At 70.3% G+C, this 15,027-nt stretch carries 21 protein-coding genes; 8 read left to right on the top strand and 13 right to left on the bottom strand.

Going from position 1 to position 15,027, the window contains the following annotated elements:
* The first annotated feature begins 139 nt into the window (after positions 1-139).
* Positions 140-817: a hypothetical protein gene (locus OG446_RS15705; protein WP_328894636.1), complete on the top strand. Its 678-nt coding sequence runs from the start codon at positions 140-142 to the stop codon at positions 815-817.
* Positions 818-827: 10 nt separating this feature from the next.
* Here OG446_RS15705 and OG446_RS15700 read toward each other — a convergent pair whose 3' ends face one another.
* Both OG446_RS15700 and OG446_RS15695 read right to left on the bottom strand, forming a co-directional pair.
* A complete protein-coding gene (locus OG446_RS15700; protein ID WP_328894635.1) occupies positions 828-1,406 on the bottom strand; it encodes a hypothetical protein in 579 nt (192 codons plus the stop codon).
* A gap of 8 nt (positions 1,407-1,414) precedes the next feature.
* Complete coding sequence (locus OG446_RS15695; protein WP_328894634.1) at positions 1,415-1,687, bottom strand: hypothetical protein; 273 nt, start codon at positions 1,685-1,687, stop codon at positions 1,415-1,417.
* A gap of 1,108 nt (positions 1,688-2,795) precedes the next feature.
* On the opposite strand from OG446_RS15695, the gene OG446_RS15690 reads away from it, so the two are divergent.
* Entirely contained in the window at positions 2,796-3,464 is a 669-nt protein-coding gene (locus OG446_RS15690; protein ID WP_328894633.1) for a DUF6461 domain-containing protein, read from the top strand.
* 128 nt (positions 3,465-3,592) lie between these two features.
* On the opposite strand, the gene OG446_RS15685 is transcribed toward OG446_RS15690, so the two are convergent.
* Positions 3,593-3,838, bottom strand: coding sequence for a DUF397 domain-containing protein (locus OG446_RS15685; RefSeq protein WP_328894632.1), 246 nt, complete (start codon positions 3,836-3,838; stop codon positions 3,593-3,595).
* Positions 3,835-4,701: a helix-turn-helix domain-containing protein gene (locus tag OG446_RS15680; protein WP_328894631.1), complete on the bottom strand. Its 867-nt coding sequence runs from the start codon at positions 4,699-4,701 to the stop codon at positions 3,835-3,837. Before OG446_RS15680 ends, OG446_RS15685 begins: the two co-directional genes overlap by 4 nt.
* Before the next feature lie 132 nt (positions 4,702-4,833).
* Here OG446_RS15680 and OG446_RS15675 point away from each other — a divergent pair, with 132 nt between their 5' ends.
* The 4 genes from OG446_RS15675 to OG446_RS15660 all read left to right on the top strand — a co-directional run bounded on the left by OG446_RS15675 (position 4,834) and on the right by OG446_RS15660 (position 7,794).
* A complete protein-coding gene (locus OG446_RS15675) occupies positions 4,834-5,307 on the top strand; it encodes an ATP-binding protein (RefSeq protein ID WP_328894630.1) in 474 nt (157 codons plus the stop codon).
* 11 nt (positions 5,308-5,318) lie between these two features.
* Complete coding sequence (locus OG446_RS15670; protein WP_328894629.1) at positions 5,319-5,951, top strand: DUF4333 domain-containing protein; 633 nt, start codon at positions 5,319-5,321, stop codon at positions 5,949-5,951.
* A gap of 140 nt (positions 5,952-6,091) precedes the next feature.
* Positions 6,092-6,460, top strand: a complete 369-nt coding sequence (locus tag OG446_RS15665; RefSeq protein WP_328894628.1) for a VOC family protein — start codon at positions 6,092-6,094, stop codon at positions 6,458-6,460.
* Positions 6,461-6,585: 125 nt separating this feature from the next.
* A complete protein-coding gene (locus OG446_RS15660; protein WP_328898312.1) occupies positions 6,586-7,794 on the top strand; it encodes a serine/threonine-protein kinase in 1,209 nt (402 codons plus the stop codon).
* Here the strand turns inward: OG446_RS15660 and OG446_RS15655 are convergent.
* The 4 genes from OG446_RS15655 to OG446_RS15640 all read right to left on the bottom strand — a co-directional run bounded on the left by OG446_RS15655 (position 7,787) and on the right by OG446_RS15640 (position 10,433).
* The gene (locus OG446_RS15655; RefSeq protein WP_328894627.1) at positions 7,787-8,197 is read right to left on the bottom strand and encodes a hypothetical protein; all 411 of its coding nucleotides are present in this window, start codon (positions 8,195-8,197) and stop codon (positions 7,787-7,789) included. The two genes, OG446_RS15660 and OG446_RS15655, sit on opposite strands and share 8 nt — an antisense overlap.
* Positions 8,198-8,297: 100 nt before the next feature.
* The gene (locus OG446_RS15650; protein WP_328894626.1) at positions 8,298-9,125 is read right to left on the bottom strand and encodes a hypothetical protein; all 828 of its coding nucleotides are present in this window, start codon (positions 9,123-9,125) and stop codon (positions 8,298-8,300) included.
* Positions 9,126-9,324: 199 nt separating this feature from the next.
* On the bottom strand, positions 9,325-9,780 hold the full coding sequence (locus tag OG446_RS15645; RefSeq protein ID WP_328894625.1) for a VOC family protein: 456 nt from the start codon (positions 9,778-9,780) through the stop codon (positions 9,325-9,327).
* A 74-nt stretch (positions 9,781-9,854) separates the two neighbouring features.
* Positions 9,855-10,433 (bottom strand): dienelactone hydrolase family protein, encoded by a 579-nt coding sequence (locus tag OG446_RS15640; RefSeq protein ID WP_328894624.1) that lies wholly within the window; start codon positions 10,431-10,433, stop codon positions 9,855-9,857.
* Between the two features lie 72 nt (positions 10,434-10,505).
* Between OG446_RS15640 and OG446_RS15635 the strand changes: the two genes are divergently transcribed.
* Complete coding sequence (locus tag OG446_RS15635; protein ID WP_328894623.1) at positions 10,506-11,093, top strand: ArsR/SmtB family transcription factor; 588 nt, start codon at positions 10,506-10,508, stop codon at positions 11,091-11,093.
* Positions 11,094-11,124: 31 nt separating this feature from the next.
* Here the strand turns inward: OG446_RS15635 and OG446_RS15630 are convergent, their stop codons facing one another.
* Genes OG446_RS15630 through OG446_RS15620 form a run of 3 tightly spaced genes read right to left on the bottom strand, consistent with a single transcriptional unit; the run spans position 11,125 to position 13,621 of the window.
* Complete coding sequence (locus OG446_RS15630) at positions 11,125-12,219, bottom strand: sensor histidine kinase (protein WP_328894622.1); 1,095 nt, start codon at positions 12,217-12,219, stop codon at positions 11,125-11,127.
* Positions 12,212-12,907, bottom strand: coding sequence for a response regulator transcription factor (locus OG446_RS15625; RefSeq protein ID WP_328894621.1), 696 nt, complete (start codon positions 12,905-12,907; stop codon positions 12,212-12,214). The genes OG446_RS15630 and OG446_RS15625 overlap by 8 nt, the downstream gene beginning before the upstream one ends.
* 9 nt (positions 12,908-12,916) lie before the next feature.
* On the bottom strand, positions 12,917-13,621 hold the full coding sequence (locus OG446_RS15620) for a VanZ family protein (protein WP_328894620.1): 705 nt from the start codon (positions 13,619-13,621) through the stop codon (positions 12,917-12,919).
* Between the two features lie 119 nt (positions 13,622-13,740).
* Here OG446_RS15620 and OG446_RS15615 point away from each other — a divergent pair, with 119 nt between their 5' ends.
* On the top strand, positions 13,741-14,397 hold the full coding sequence (locus OG446_RS15615) for a maleylpyruvate isomerase N-terminal domain-containing protein (protein WP_328894619.1): 657 nt from the start codon (positions 13,741-13,743) through the stop codon (positions 14,395-14,397).
* Positions 14,398-14,425: 28 nt separating this feature from the next.
* Here the strand turns inward: OG446_RS15615 and OG446_RS15610 are convergent, their stop codons facing one another.
* Positions 14,426-14,677: a type II toxin-antitoxin system RelE family toxin gene (locus tag OG446_RS15610; protein WP_328894618.1), complete on the bottom strand. Its 252-nt coding sequence runs from the start codon at positions 14,675-14,677 to the stop codon at positions 14,426-14,428.
* The gene (locus OG446_RS15605) at positions 14,674-14,928 is read right to left on the bottom strand and encodes a type II toxin-antitoxin system Phd/YefM family antitoxin (protein WP_328894617.1); all 255 of its coding nucleotides are present in this window, start codon (positions 14,926-14,928) and stop codon (positions 14,674-14,676) included. The genes OG446_RS15610 and OG446_RS15605 overlap by 4 nt, the downstream gene beginning before the upstream one ends.
* Between the last annotated feature and the right edge of the window lie 99 nt (positions 14,929-15,027).

Below are 15,027 nucleotides of genomic sequence, written 5' to 3'. Positions count from 1 at the left end.
TTTCTGGCGGGAGCGCCCGACCCCGAACGCAGCGTGCTGCGGCGAGACTTGACGCCTGAGTGATGCGAGTCAGCTCCTTCGTATCGAGAGGAGTACACGTACTCATGGGCGTGTCGGCGCGCGGCTCTACGTTGACGGCATGCCTCGAATCGCGCACGCCACAGCCGCCCTTGCCCTGGGCGCACTCACCCTCACCGCCTGCTCCAGCACCACCCAGGCCACCACCTTGAAGGCGGACAAGGCCGCCTCCGTGCCCGGGGGCACAGGCTCCGACGAGCCGTTGGTCGACTTCATGAAGCTGTCCCTGAGGATCACCGCCGCCTGCCCACCGCTGGACGAGAGCAAAGTCGGCGAGCCCCTCGGCCCCGACGACGTCCCCACCGATCCTCAAGGCTCCTCCAGCAGACCCACCGGTAAGCCCGGCGACCGCCTTCCCGTGCCCGCCGATCCGCCCGCCACCGACGACTCTGCGGCGCCCACACCTGACGGGAACCTCCTGGAGCCCGTCACGCTCACCAAGCCCGAGAACTGCTACGCGGACAAGTTCGCCGCGCACGTCACCACCGCCCTCAAGGGCACGGGCGACAACGCCACCGAGGTGCGAACGGCACTCAACCGCGCCGGATACCCGGACGAGTTGATCGTGGGCATGAAGCCCGAGGGTGGCTCCCCCCGCGTGCGGATCGACCTGCGCGAATGGGACACCCGCGTCGCCCTCCAGGTGGTGCACGCAGGCACCGGGGGCACCGTCGTGGACAAGTTCGGTGCACAGTCCGGGGCGCCTCTCGCGGGCGTCCGGTACACCCCGCAGAGGTGATCCGCGCTCCTCAGGGGCGCAAGGCATCGAGTTCGGTCGCCCGGCGGAGATCCTTGGGGCGCCCGAGGGCCCGCCTCATACGGATCAGGTCGTCCAAGTCGACGTACCTGACATCGAATCCGGCCGGGTCACGGGTGCTCACGGCCCCCGCGAGGCAGGCCGTGACATCCATGTCGCCCCAGGGGAGAGCGGGCGTGCACAGATCGCCGCTGACACCGGGCACCCGGTAGGCCACCTGCGGTTGGTCCAGAGCGGGCAGGGCGGCCGTGCAGCCTGTGGCGGCCAGGGCGGCATGAAGGGCGCGCCCCTCTTCTGGCGAGCCGTCCCACAGGAGGTCGAGGTCGCCCGTCAGCTCGGTCGAGCCGTGCATGATCCCGGCGACCTGGCCGATGACCACCGCGTGCGAACCGGCCTCATGCAGGGCCCGCAGAAGAGGAAGCGGATCGAATCCGAGCGCACCGTCCGTGGAGTACGTGCCGGCGACGTCATCGGCATCCTCCGGACCGCGCCCCGTGGCCGCACGGTCACGGGTTCCCTCCTGAGTACGGCGGACGGCCTGGCGGAGGAGGAGCGCTGCGGTCTGGTTCACCGGCCCATTCAAGCGCAGCTGTTCGGCCGCTTCGCATGCGCGGCCTCATTGCACTCCTCGCAGTTGCCCGGCTCCGGCGCCCTGAACGCCCGGTCGCAGCCGTCGCAGTTCTGCATCGGCACGGGCCGGAAGGCGGCAGGCAGGGCGCGTCCGGAAGGCAGCGAGACGGTGAGCCGGTGCCTCACCAGCTGTGCCGGGAACCGTACGGGCCGGGGCAGGTCCTCGGTGAGCGCTTTGCGTACGGCGGCGGGCGACGCGTCCCGCTCGAACCATGCCGCCACACCGGGAGCGAGGAAGTCGATCTGCTCCTCGGTCAGGACGAGTTCGGCGTCTTGATTCTGGAGCCCGACGAGGAGGAGCGCGGCGGCCCGGAGAAGCTGCGGCCGGGGATGGACCGGCTGGGGCAGGGGTGGACGCGGGGGCTTCTTGGCGGTGGGCGCGGGGGAGGGGTGCGGGGTCGGGCTCGGGCTGTGCAGGGGGCGGGGGCGCCGGTGCGGGAGTGGGCGCCGGTGTCCGGGCCGGGCGGGGCTTGCGGGGCTTGGCGCCCTGCGGCCGGGCCCGCGTCTGCGTCCGCGCCTTGTCGAGGGCGGCCGGGTCCGGGTGGTTGTACGAGACCGTGCGCGTGTAGACCCTGCCCTCCGGCGAACGTACTCGCGTGCGCTTGAGGTACCCGTGCTCCTCCAGCTCCCGCAGGGCCTCGGCGATGCGGTGTTCGCTGTCGGCGGGCAGACGGGCGGCGAGGACCTTGATGCCGACTTTGGCGCCGGGCGGCAGCGACTGGATGTGGAGGGCGAGACCCCGTGCGGCAAGCGAGAGTTCGGGGTGCTGGCTGAGGTGATTGCCCACGACGGTGAAGCGTTCGGTGTGGCGGACGTTGACATGCTCGACGCCAGAGGGCGGGACGTAGGGGCCCGCGATATTCTGCGAGGTAGCCATCAGGAAGGGGTTCACTTCCGTGTTGGTCAGGCCCCCGCTCGGGATTGTCGTCCCGGCGGGGGCCGTCAAAGTCTGAAGTTTGGTGCGGCGAGCATATGCCACGCAACCGGGGGCAAATCCAGCCCAGTTGGCGAACCTCACCCGTGCGGGTGACGAGGGCTCCGGGCGGGTTGGGTGGGTATTTAGTCCTCTTCCAAGAGGCTTTAAAAGCCTTTACGTCGTGCGCCACCGGGACGCGGAAATCCACGACGTGGGTACCGGGTCGCGCATTCCCGCGACCCGGTGACCCACGTCGGGGCGAGCTGATTGCGTCGCTGTGGCCCAGGCCGCAAGCGCTGGGAGGCGACCAACGGAACGCCGAGCCATCGGCGCCGGTTGAGGACCCCCGGGGATGTCGGTGTCTGGTGACAGGATCACCGTGGCGATGACAGGTGTGAACGGCGGAGGTAGCTCATGGCGGCAGACGCGAACGCGGGTTCGCTGGACTGGGCGAGGGCCTGGATGTGCGTCACCTTCACCCGCGGTCTCGCCCCCGGGGAGGTGTTTGCCCGCTACGGGGCCGATCCGGAACAGGCGCGCCTGCTCGGCTGGGATGCAGCCTCGGATCTGACCTCGGGTGAGTCCGGTGACGGGACGGTCTCGCTGCTGCGGGCCGGCAGGATTGGTGAATGGGCCTTCTGCGTCGAGGAGGACGGCGGCATCGGCTTCGGGGAGCTCGCGGAGTTGTCTCGGGGAACCGAGACGTACAGCGTGGCGACGACCGAGGGGATCGACGTCTTCCAGCACTGGCGCGACGGCGGATGCATCGAGTACTTCGAGCCAGGCCTGGAGCACACCCGGTCCGAACCGCTCGGCCCCTGGTGGGATCGAGTGGAAGAGGCGCTCGCCGCACACGAGGGCGAGGGCGAGGGCGAGGGTGCCGGGATGGCGCCGGTGGTGGCCCTCGTCCTCGATCACCTCGGCATCACTCTGAGCGATGCAACTCTCGCGGGGCCTTGGCCCAGCCTGACGCTCGCCGAGGACGAGGCACCAGCGGCACCGCTGGGCAATACGTATGCGGGTGAGGGGCCACTCCCGCCCGCGGTCGTCCTGGACTTCGGACCTTCAGGCGGACCGTCCTGAATGGCGGCCGTGCAGGGTGAACGAGCAGGTGCTTGGTGCAGTGGTGGCGACGAGTTGAGAGCGAAGTGGGTGTGGTGCATGGGGCCAGGGGCCGCATGCTGCACCCACACCGCTCTCAACTCTCGCGATCAGGCCCGGGAGGCGTGGGCGACGAAGGCGGACCAGGCTGCGGGGGCCACGTCTACGTGGGGGGCCTGGAGGTTCTTGGAGTCGCGGATGTGGACGGTGGCGGGGGAGGTGGCTACCTCGACGCACTCGCCGCCGCCGCCGCTGCTGTAGCTGGACTTGCGCCAGTCGTAGGCGACCTCGACGCAGGTTCCGCCCTCGCCGCCGCTGTAGCTGCTCTTGAACCAGTGCAGTTGCTCGGTGTTCATAGCTCTCCCAGCATCTTCTCGATTGCGGCCAGCGACTCCGTCGGTGTGAGGGCTGCGGATTGGATGATCCCATAGCGCACAGACAGCACACGGACCTCCTCCAAGTCCGTGATCAGCCGTGGGTAGGTGTGGATCTCCAGGTACGCCACCTGCTGCCGCCCCTTGGGGGTTACCAGGGTGAATGGCCCGTCCAGGCTCGGCTGTTCCGTCCGGTTCAGGGGCATCAGTTGAAGCTGAACCGTTCGGAGGCCACCGATGTGCAGGAGCTTCTGCAACTGCTCCCGGTGCACGTCGCGTCCGCCGATAGGGCGGAGCAGGACACTCTCGTCCAGGATGAAGTGGAACGTGGGTGACGGCCAAGGGGCGAAGATCTGCTGGCGGGCGAGCCTGTCGGCAATCCTCTTGTCGATGGTCCCCTCGCCCAGGAGCGGCTGCCATTGGGTGAACAGCGCGCGTGCGTAGGCCTCGGTCTGAAGCAGCCCAGGGACGGACTGGTTGGTGTAGACGTAGATCTGAACCGCTTCTGCCTCCAGTCGCGCATAGTCGCGATACCACTTCGGATGTCGAGTGCGAGCCGCCTTTTGCGCCTCAAGGACATCGGGAATGGCCGCTTTGAGTACTCCCTTTGCGTCCAGAATCTCGTCCACACGCTCAAGGAAGTCCGGCTGAGGCGTCCGTACCCCCCGTTCCACCGCCGACACCAGGTCCTCGCCGCAATGCGTCGCGAGGCCCAGCTCCCGCTGGCTCATGCCTGCCCGCTCGCGCAGGACCTTGATCTGTCTGCCCAGCGCCCTGAACAGGTGCGCCGTACCGTCCGACTCGGCCGGCCGCTCGGGCCGTTCCTCGCGTTCTGCGTTCGCCATCTTCCCCGTACCGCCTCTGTCCGTCCGGTCGCGGCCCGACACACCCGTACAGCCGCCAGGGAGGACCCGTACAGCTTCACGGCGTCGTGGTGTCACTCCTGAGCGTACGAGTACGCGGACACGCTGAGTCACATGAACACCGAAATCACCCTTGCGGACGCCGAGTTCGTCCAACGCTTCAGCTCCACCCGCCGCGGCGCCCGGCTGGCACGTCGGCTCGCGGTGCATCAGCTGGACGCGTGGGGAGTTCCGTACGGGAGTGAGCTGTCCGACGACGTGGCGCTGATCGTGGCCGAGCTGGCGGCGAACGCGGTGGTGCACGGATACGTACCGGGGCGGGACTTCGAGCTGCGGTTGAAGGCCCTCGGCGCGGATGGGCTCCGGATCGAGGTGTCGGACGCGCGGGGGGAACGGTGGCCGGAACTGTGTGCGAAGGCGATCGACGCGGAGGCGGGGCGCGGACTCCGGATGGTCGAGGCGCTGGCGGCGAAGTGGGGCGTGGCCGAGCGGGTGGTCGGGAAGACGGTGTGGGCGGAGATTGCAATCGGGAACCGTCGCGACGCGTTCGTGCGTCCCGGTGGTTGCCGTGAACATTTCTTGACCTAGGGGGAGCCTCCATGAAGCAGTCCAGCGGAAGTCGGATCGTCGTGCGAGCAGCGGGGGCGTTGCTGGCGGTGGCGTTCGCGGCGGGTTGTTCGGCGAGCGTGGGCTCGAAGGAAGTGAAAAAGGACGAGGTCGCGAAGCAGGCGTCGACAGCCCTGGGCAAGCAGGTCGGGCGGGAGCCGGATGACGTCACGTGCGAGGACGACCTCAAGGCCGAGGTGGGCGCGACCGTTCGCTGCGAGCTCACCGCCGACGGCAAGAAGTACGGCGTGACGGTCACCGCGAAGTCGGTCGACGGCGACAAGGTCAACATGGACTTCAAGGTCGACGACGCCGCGGGTGCGGGTAGCTCCGCGGATCCGGAGCCGACCGACGCGGCGAGCACCGGCAGCGACACCGGTGCCGCCGGTCAGTCCGTGGGCAAGGCGGAGGTCGCCCGGCAGGGCAAGGCCGCGCTGACGGCCCAGGTCGGCAAGGCGCCCGACGCCTTCTCCTGCGCCGAGGACCTTCCGGCCGAGGTGGGTGCGACTGTCCGCTGCCAGCTGGCGTCGGAGGGCAAGCTGTACGGAGTGACGGTGACCGCGAAGTCGGTCGTCAACGGCAAGGTCAGCATGGACTTCAAGGTCGACGACACCGCGACCGGCTGATTCCGGGGCGTTCGCGCCGGTCGGGGGCGGCAGGCCGTGCCGCCCCCGACCGACCGACCAAGCGGCCGGGTGTTCCGCCGATGAGTTCACCGTCCTCGAACGGTCTACCCAGCGACACGACCGTTCTTGACAGGAGTGCCATGTCGACCATCCAGCCCGTGATCCTGACTGCCGACCAAGACGTTCTGCTCGGCTTCTACACGAAGTTGTTCGGCGCTGAGGAGATCTTCCGCGTACCGGCGAAGGGCCCGGCCTTCTACCGAGGCCTGCGCATCGGCGACACCGACCTCGGGCTGGTGACCAAGAAGGATGCGGGGGACGGGGCGGCTCCGCGGATCCTGCTCAGCATCGGTGTCGACGACGTCGACGAGACGCTCGCCCGGGTGGAGGCGCTCGGTGGCTCGGTCGGCGGAGGCGCCAACGACATGCCGTGGGGGCAGCGCGTCGCCCACATCAAGGACCCCGACGGCAACGCGGTGAACCTCACTCAGCCGATCCCGGCCCGGTGACGCGGGGTACCGTCGCGCCTGCCGTCGGCAGGGCATGCCTGACTCGGAGTGCGTGGTCCCGTCCCCTCCGTCCACCCGCGCCTGCGTCATACTGAGCCGCTGGAACACAGGGGGGCGTGCGGCGCATGGGGTACGGGGCGGACGGTGTGGACCTGCCGGCGAGTGTCGGCGGGTACGCCGTGGAGCGGCAGTTGGGCGCCGGCGGGATGGGCGTCGTCTATCTGGCGCGTTCACGCGGCGGGCGTGCGGTGGCCGTGAAGGTGGCGCGTCCCGAGCTCGCGACCGACCCCCACTTCCGGGAGCGGTTCCGCGCCGAGGTCGAGGCCGCGCGCAGCGTGGGCGGCTTCCACACGGCGCAGGTCGTGGACGCGGACCCGGCAGCGGCGGCGCCCTGGCTGGCCACGGCGTACATCCCCGGGCCCACGCTCGGCGCGCTGATCGAGGCCGAGGGGCCGATGGGTGAGGCGCGGCTGCGGCAGCTGGGTGCGGCGCTCGCCGAGGCGTTGGCGGCGATCCACGGTTGCGGGCTGGTCCACCGTGACCTGAAGCCCGGGAACATCATCATGGCCCCGGACGGGCCGAGGGTCCTGGACTTCGGCATCGCGCGGGCACTGGAGTCGACCCGCCTGACGGCCACCGGAGTCGCGTTCGGGACGCCTGGGTTCCTGGCGCCCGAGCAGGCGCAGGGTCTCGAAGTCGGGGGCACGGCCGATGTGTTCGCGCTGGGGTCCGTGCTCGTCGCGGCGGCGGGCGGCAGTGCGTTCGGGGCGGGTACGCCGATGGGGCTGATGTACCGGTCGGTGCACGAGGCGCCGGATCTGGCCGTGGTGCCGGAGGGCCTGCGGCCGATCGTGGCGTCGTGCCTGGCCAAGGAGCCCGGCGAACGGCCCACACCGGAAAGGCTGTTGGACCTGTTCGTGCCGGGTGGAGCGATGCACTCCCCGACGTACACCCCCACGGTGGCGGTACCGCCTCCACCCTCCTACGCGCCGGCCGCCGCCGTCCCCTTCCACCAGGCTCCGACCGGCTTCGGGCCGCCGAACTACGTGGAGCCCGACACCCGGGCCGACGTGGACTTCATGGCGGTCAGCGCGGACAGCTTCGTCCTGGTCGATGCCGTGGGGGTCGAGCTCGGGACGCCGCTCGGTGAAGTGCGGTTCACCTGGGCCGACATCAGTACGGTCGAGTACGCGGCCACGAGCCCGAAACACCTCGGGGTGACCGTGCGGCTGCGCAACGGTGCCGCCTATCCGTGCGTGATCGCCGCCCGGAAGCGGGCCCGGCTGCGTGAGTGGCTGGAGGACCTGCCGCTGGTCCTGGAGTGCTTCAGGTAGGGCGGAGAGCCTCGGTCACGTAGCGCATGTGCACGGGATCGCAGGCGATCAGGACGTCAGCCTGCCCGTCGCGGCATTCGGCGAGCTGCCAGTACGGGCGGATGGTGCGCGGATCCGTCCGTGCCCGGCCGCGTATCCGCTGTACGGCGATCCGCTCGGCCGGCAGCGCGCGGCGGCGGAGATCCTTCACCTCGGTGGGCGACACGTGCAGCGCGGTCCGGGAGGCGGAGAGGAAGACGGGTACGGGACGGCAGTACGGGCGGTCGCCCAGGACGTACGCCTCGAAGGTCACCTCGCCGCCGTCCGCGAAGGCGCGCTCCTGTGCCCGCTCCCGGCGTCGTCGGCCGGGGAGCGCCGGGGTCAGTAGCTGGTCGGCGAGGAACGAGGTCAGGAACGTGATCATTTCTGTGCGGGCTCCCACCCACGTAGGCAAGCGAGGTGTCTGAGCGTGCTCCCCGGCCGGTCCGGCCGGGGAGCACGCGTCGAGGAGCAGGCTCGGAGTTCTACATCGAGTGCATCACTCGCGGGAACGCCGAGTGCAGCACGCGGGGTTGAGTGGCGACATGGTCCCCGCCCGACGACGACGCCCCGGAGGTGGAGTTGCCGTAGTACGTCCACCGCCACGTCCCCGGCCCGGTGGCCTTGACCGTGGTCCTGAGGGACCCGGTCGTACTCGATACCGCGGTCCTGACCGTCTTGTACGAGGAGGCGCCCACCGGCTTGAACTGCAGGCTGACGGTACGGCCCGCGTACCCCTGGTACGTGTGGGTGTCCCAGTTCGCCCGGGTGAGACGGCCGGACACGGTGATCGTCTTCCCTGTCGCAACGGGCTCCGGCGAGGCGTTGACGGTGAGGCGTGTGGCGCGCTGGATCTGCACCGGGATATTCACGTCGTCGACGTCCTGGGAGTCGCCGGGGAAAGAGACTCGCCCAGCAGTTCGCCAGGTGCCTGCGTCCTCGTTCCCGACGTCGATGTGCCGCGGGTCGAAGTACAGCCACTCGTCGAAGTCGCAGATCCCCTTCGCCCTGTCCACGACCTTGCAGTCGCTGCCGATCATGGCGTTCTGCATGGTGTCCATATTCTCCGTCGTCCCCCGGTAGGGGAACACCCACACCCCGGAGTCGTATCGGAGCGTGGTCGTCATCCGGAAGGTCGCATGCACCTCCACCACGTCCTTGACCCCGATCACGATCGGCTTCCCGCCGTTCACGGAGACCCTGCTGAAGGCGACCCCGCCCTCCGCCGCCCCGGCCGGCACCGCGGCCATGCCCGTGAACACGAGCGCGGCTCCAGCGGCGACCACCGCTTTCCACATCGTTGTCCTGGCCATCCGTGAGCCCACCCCTTCCCCTGAGGCCCGGGCCGAACGCGTAGCGCACCGGCCGGAGGCCTGTCCTCTCGGCTGACTGTGGGACAAGAGAGGGCCGTGATCGGTTGTACGCGGTGCGGCAACGATTCGATCACCACCGGCTTCGCCGGGGGCTGCTGTCAGCCGGCCGTGACGCGTACCTCCGCCGGCCCAACTTCCGTCAGACGACGTCGAATTCGTTGCCCTCGGGATCCTGCAGGGCGGCGGCGTAGAGCCCCGTGCCCGGCTCGTTGCTGATCCGCAGCACGGTGGCACCGGCGGTGACCAGCCGCTCCACCGTGGCGTCGACCCGCTGGGCGCGGACGTCCAGCGGGACGTCACGGCCCCCGCCGACCTTGAGGTCGAAGTGCCAGCGGTTCTTGGCGGACTTCGCCTCCGGGACCTGCTGGAACCACACCCTCGGGCCCCGCCCCTCGGGATCGATGATCGACTCCGGGATGTCCCCGGCGCCGGCCGGCAACTCCGCCTCGGGCACGCCCATCGCGGCCCAGTAGGCGCGCCACGTGGTGTGCCCGGCCGGCGGAGGCTCGGGAACGTACCCCAGGGCCTCGGCCCAGAAGGTCACCATCCTCTGCGGATCGGAGCAGTCGATCGTCAGCTGTACGGTCATCTCCATGCGCGGAGCATCCCAGGCAGGTCTGACAGACGGTCCGCTTGCGCAGCCGGACCGGCCGAGTCAGGGCCCGCCGGCTACCGCACGCCGTTCAGGAACGCGATGACTCGCCCGGTCAGCAGCTCCGCCGCCGCCCGGTCGTAGGACGGCAGCGAGGAGTCCACGAACAGGTGCTGCTTGCCGGGGTAGAGGAACAGCTCGGCCCGGTCGGTGGCGGCGGTCAGCTCCCTGGCCGCGTCGAGGTCTCCGCCGTCGGCGAAGAACGGGTCCTCGTCCATTCCGTGCACCTGCGCCGGGACATCGGCCGGCCATGCCTCGCTGAACTCGGAGACCGGCATGCAGGCGTCGACGAGCAGCGCGCCCTTGGCGCCGGGACGGGTCTGGGCCAGGCGCTGGGCCGGTATGACGCCGAGGGAGAAGCCCGCGTAGACCACCTCGTCACCGAGCGACCGGGCAGCGGCGATCCCGCGCTCCGCGATGGTGCCGAAGCCCGTCTCGCTCGCGTAGCCGATGCCCTGATCCAGGGTCTCGAAGGTGCGCCCCTCGTAGAGGTCCGGCACGTGAACGGTGTGGCCTGCCCTGCGGAGTTCGGCCGCGAAGGCCTCGACTCCGAGGGTCAGTCCCTGAGCGTGATGGAACAGCACAACCTCGGCCATCGTCTGCCCGCCTTCATCTCGCTGAACGATCCAAAGTTTTGGAACAATCGGCGATGCTAGTCTAATCCAATTATGTCGAGCAATACTCCGGACTACGAACTCGACGAAACGATCGAGCTCACCACCGCCGAGCAGGTGCGGGCCATCGGCGACCCCCTGCGCACCACCCTCCTGGGTCTGCTGCACGAGCGCGCCGCGACGGTCACGGAGCTCGCCGCCGCGGTCAAGCGGCCGAAGAGCACCGTCGCGCATCATGTCGGGGTCCTGACCAAGGCAGGTCTGCTGCGCGTGGTGCGGACCCGCAAGGTGCGGGCGATCGAGGAGCGCTACTACGGCCGTACCGCGCGGATGTTCTTCGTCGGCCTCGGCCGGCAGGCGCCCGGCGGCGGAGCGCTGCCGCCCGACTTCAACGACTTCGAGGTGGCGGCGAGGGAGTCAGCCACGGCGTACGAGCTCGGTCAGCTGCGTGGGTTCATCCGGCGGGCCCGGATCTCCGAGGAACAGGCGGCCGCGTTCTGGGAGCGCATCGAGCAGGTGATCCACGAGTTCGACACGCTGCCGCGCACCGGTGACACGGTCCACGGCTTCGCCGTCGGTGTCTATCCGATCCCCGACTACCCGACCCTGCCGCCCACCCCGCCCGCCGGGGAACAGGACTGACGTCTCCGCTCGCCCCTCCCGTCGGATGCGATCAGGCGGCTGCCCGAGGCCCTGTGCCCGGGAGCCGGACCGTGACGAGGAGGCCGCCCGCGGGGCGGGCGACGAGGTCGAGGGTTCCGGCGTGGGCGCGGACGATGCTGTGCACGATGGCCAGACCGAGCCCGACGCCCGCGTGTTCGTCCGTGCGGACGCGTTCCGTACCGCGCTGGAAGGGTTCGGTCAGGGTCGGTACGAGTTCCGGGGGCAGCCGGCGGCCCGTGTTCTCGACCCGCAGCACGCTCGTGGCGCCGCGCGTCTCCGTGTGGACCGTGACCGTGCCGCCCGTGGGGAGGTTGTGGACGACGGCGTTCTGGACGAGGTTCGTCACCATCCGCAGCAGGAGCTCCGCGGAGCCGCTGGTCCGGGCCGCCGTACCGGTGACGTCGAGGGCGATCCCGCGCCCTTCGGCGAGCGGGAGCAGGGTCTCGGCGGTTTCCTCGGCGAGGAGGGAGAGGTCGACGCTCTCCTTCGTGAAGGTGGAGCGGTCGCCTCGGCTGAGGAGCAGGAGCGCCTCGGTGAGGCCGATGGCCCGCGTGTTCACCTCGTGCAGGCGGTCGATGAGTTCGTCCCGGTCCCGTGTGGGGTCCTTGCGGGCGACGTCGAGGAGCGTGCGCGAGATCGCCAGGGGGGTGCGCAGTTCGTGGGAGGCGTTGGCGGCGAACCGTTGCTGCTCGGCGACGTGGGACTCGAGTTGTCCGAGCATCGCGTCGAACGTGTCGGAGAGCTCGCGGAACTCGTCCTGCCGCCCCTCCATACGGATTCGGTGCGACAAGGACCCGGACCCGGCCAGCCGTGCCGCGTCCGTGATCTGCGTGAGCGGGGCGAGCATCCGGCCCGCCAGGAGCCATCCCCCCACGAGGCCGAACACGAGCAGCGCGGCCATCGCGATGGCGGCGGGCGGCGCGAACGTGTGGATGAGGAGGTAGCGGTTGGGCGAGATCCCGAGAAGGCCCTGCGGATTGTCGGGTACGTAGCGCAGCAGGTAGACCCACACCACGGCCAGCAGAAGGGCGCCGGCGACGGCGAGGAACGCGGCGTAGCTGAGGGTGAGTTTCAGGCGGACGCTGAGCCCCGGGCGTCTACGCATGCGGGTTGCCGGGGGCGGGAGCGGGGGTGCCCGTGTCGATCCGGTAGCCGACACCGGGCACCGTGGCGATGAGCCACGGTTCGCCGAGCCGTTTGCGCAGGGCGGAGACGGTGATGCGTACGGCGTTGGTGAACGGGTCCGCGTTCTCGTCCCAGGCCCGTTCCAGCAGTTCCTCCGCGCTGACGATGCCGCCCCCGGCGGCGACGAGGACCTCCAGCACGGCGAACTGCTTACGGGTCAGCGCGACGTACCGGCCGTCGCGGAAGACCTCCCGGCGGAACGGGTCCAGCCGGAGGCCCGCGATCTCGCTGACCGGGGGCCGGGCGTACGCGCGCCTGCGGTCGAGCGCCCTCAGCCGCAGGACCAGCTCCCGCAGCTCGAACGGCTTGGTGAGGTAGTCGTCGGCGCCGAGCCCGAACCCGGACGCCTTGTCGTCGATCCGGTCGGCAGCGGTCAGCATGAGGATCGGGATGCCGCTGCCGGAGGCGACGATGCGCCGGGCGACCTCGTCGCCGGAGGGGCCGGGGATGTCGCGGTCGAGGACCGCGAGGTCGTAGGAGTTGACGCCGAGCAGTTCCAGGGCCGTGTCGCCGTCGCCCGCGATGTCGGCGGCGATCGCCTCCAGCCGCAGCCCGTCACGGACGGCCTCGGCCAGATAGGGCTCGTCCTCCACGATCAGTACGCGCATGGCTGAAGCCTAGGACCGGCCGGCCATGGCGGGGTGCAGCCGGTCCGCGGGCGCCTGGGCCGCCGTACGCCACCAGCGGCGCGAGGCCAGCCCGGCCAGTACGGCGCCGGTGGCGTTGACCAGGACGTCGTCCACGGAGGACACCCGGTCCAGCCGGCAGACGTACTGCGCGATCTCGACCAGGGCCGAGCAGCCCGCCCCGAGCGCCAGGATCCGCGGCACGGACGCCAGTGCCGCGAACCGCATCGGGGCGAAGAAGCCCAGCGACGCGAAGACCAGCAGGTTGCCGGTGATCCCGAGCGGCCCCATCGTGACCAGGTCCCGCAGCGGCACCAGGCTCACCGCGCCGGCCGCAGTGCCGGGCTCGGCCCCCGGCATCAGGGTCATCCACAGGAACGGCGCCGTCCCGTGGACCATGCCCACCTCGGCCAGCGACATCCGCCACGGCGAGGTTCCGTCGGCGGCACGCCGGGTCCGTGCCAGCACCCACACCACGAGCAGGGACAGCGGCAGCGCGACCAGCGTCATGAGCACGAGGCCGTTGAACGTGTCGTAGCAGCCGTGCCACCGCCCCGCCATGCACCGCGGCGCGGCCATCATGAGCATCCGCCGCACGGGGAACAGGGCGCCCGCCAGGGCGAGGACCGCGAGGCCGGTGAGCACGATCCCGCGCACGCGACGGGGCGGCGCGGGTGGGGAGACGTTGTGGGTCATGGCTCCATTGGGGACGGGGCGCGGTTGCGAGGGCGTATGCGGATTTCGATACGCCCGCGATACACGGCATCCCGGCGGAGCGAGGGAGCGCCGGCGCCGGGCGCTGCTAGCTTGCGGCGATGGATCTCTTCTCCCGCTCATGGGCAGCGCTCCGTACCGCGGTCGCCGACCTTCCGGACGAGGCCTTCGCCCGCCCGTCCGGCTGCACCGGCTGGCTCGTACGGGACCTCGTGTGCCACCTGGTCATCGACGCCCAGGACGTCCTGATCACGCTCGCCACGCCCGCCGCTGCGGAGCCGACGCGGGACGCGGTCACGTACTGGGAGGTCTCCACGACCCCGCCCACCGGCGACGACCCGCTCGACGCGCTGACCGTGCGTCTCGCGGCGGCGTACGAGGAGCCTTGGCTGCTCCGGTTCCACCTCGACGACGTGGGCTCGGCGGCGGGCCGGGCCGCGGCTCTCGCGGATCCCGCGGCCCGGGTCGGCACCCGCGACGAGGTGTTCACGGTCGACGCGTACCTCACCACGTACGTCCTGGAGTGGACGCTGCACCACCTCGACCTCATCGCCCACCTCCCGGACGCGGTGGACCCGCCGCCGGAGGGCCTCGCCCGCTCGCGGGAGCTCCTGGAGTCGATCGTCGAGGCGGCGTTCCCCGCGTCGCTCTCCGACCGGGACGCCCTGCTCATCGGAACCGGGCGACGGGCCCCGACCGCGGCGGAGACGGCCGAACTCGGCACCCTGGCCGGGCGCCTGCCGCTCTTCCTCGGGTGAGGGGTCTCGCGTGACCGGGCGGTGACGGTCAGCCGACGCGACCCAGGTGGATCACGATGACGGTGACTTGGGCGTTCTGGATTTCGTACATCACGCGGTAGCGGCCGACGTGGATCCGTCGAAGCGTGGGGGAGCCATACGGCGTGGAGCCTTTGGGGAGCGGGTTCTCGGCGAGCAGGTCGACGGCGTCCATCAGGAGCCGCAAGCCGTCGGGGTCGTCCTTGAGGAACCGGGCCGCCTGATCGATGGCGTGCTCGTCCCAGGTGATCAGATACGTCAACGCTGCTCCAGGCCGAGACGCGCGCGCACCTGGTCATGGGGAATCGTTACGACGGTGCCGGATGCCTGCCGTGCCTGGTATTGGGCGAGGGCCAGTGCGTCTTCGAGTTCAGCGAGTTCCTGCGGGTTGATCAGTATGGCCGCGGGCTGGCCGTGGTCGGTGATCGTGATGCGCTCCCGCGCGTTCGAGGCTCTGCGGACAAGGGAGCCGAAGCGTGCGCGGGCCTCGGTGATCGGCAGTGTGTCACTCATGTAATGAAGTGTACACTTGATCACCATTCTGTGCGGTGCGCGCTTTTGGTTGGGAACTTTTCGCTACGGCCGTTGCGTAATGCCTGTGGCGGCGCTACC

It is taken from the genome of Streptomyces sp. NBC_00236, assembly GCF_036195045.1.
Lineage (GTDB): Bacteria > Actinomycetota > Actinomycetes > Streptomycetales > Streptomycetaceae > Streptomyces.
Note: the sequence above shows the minus strand (reverse complement) of the source record. Positions and strands in the feature narration are given on the sequence as shown.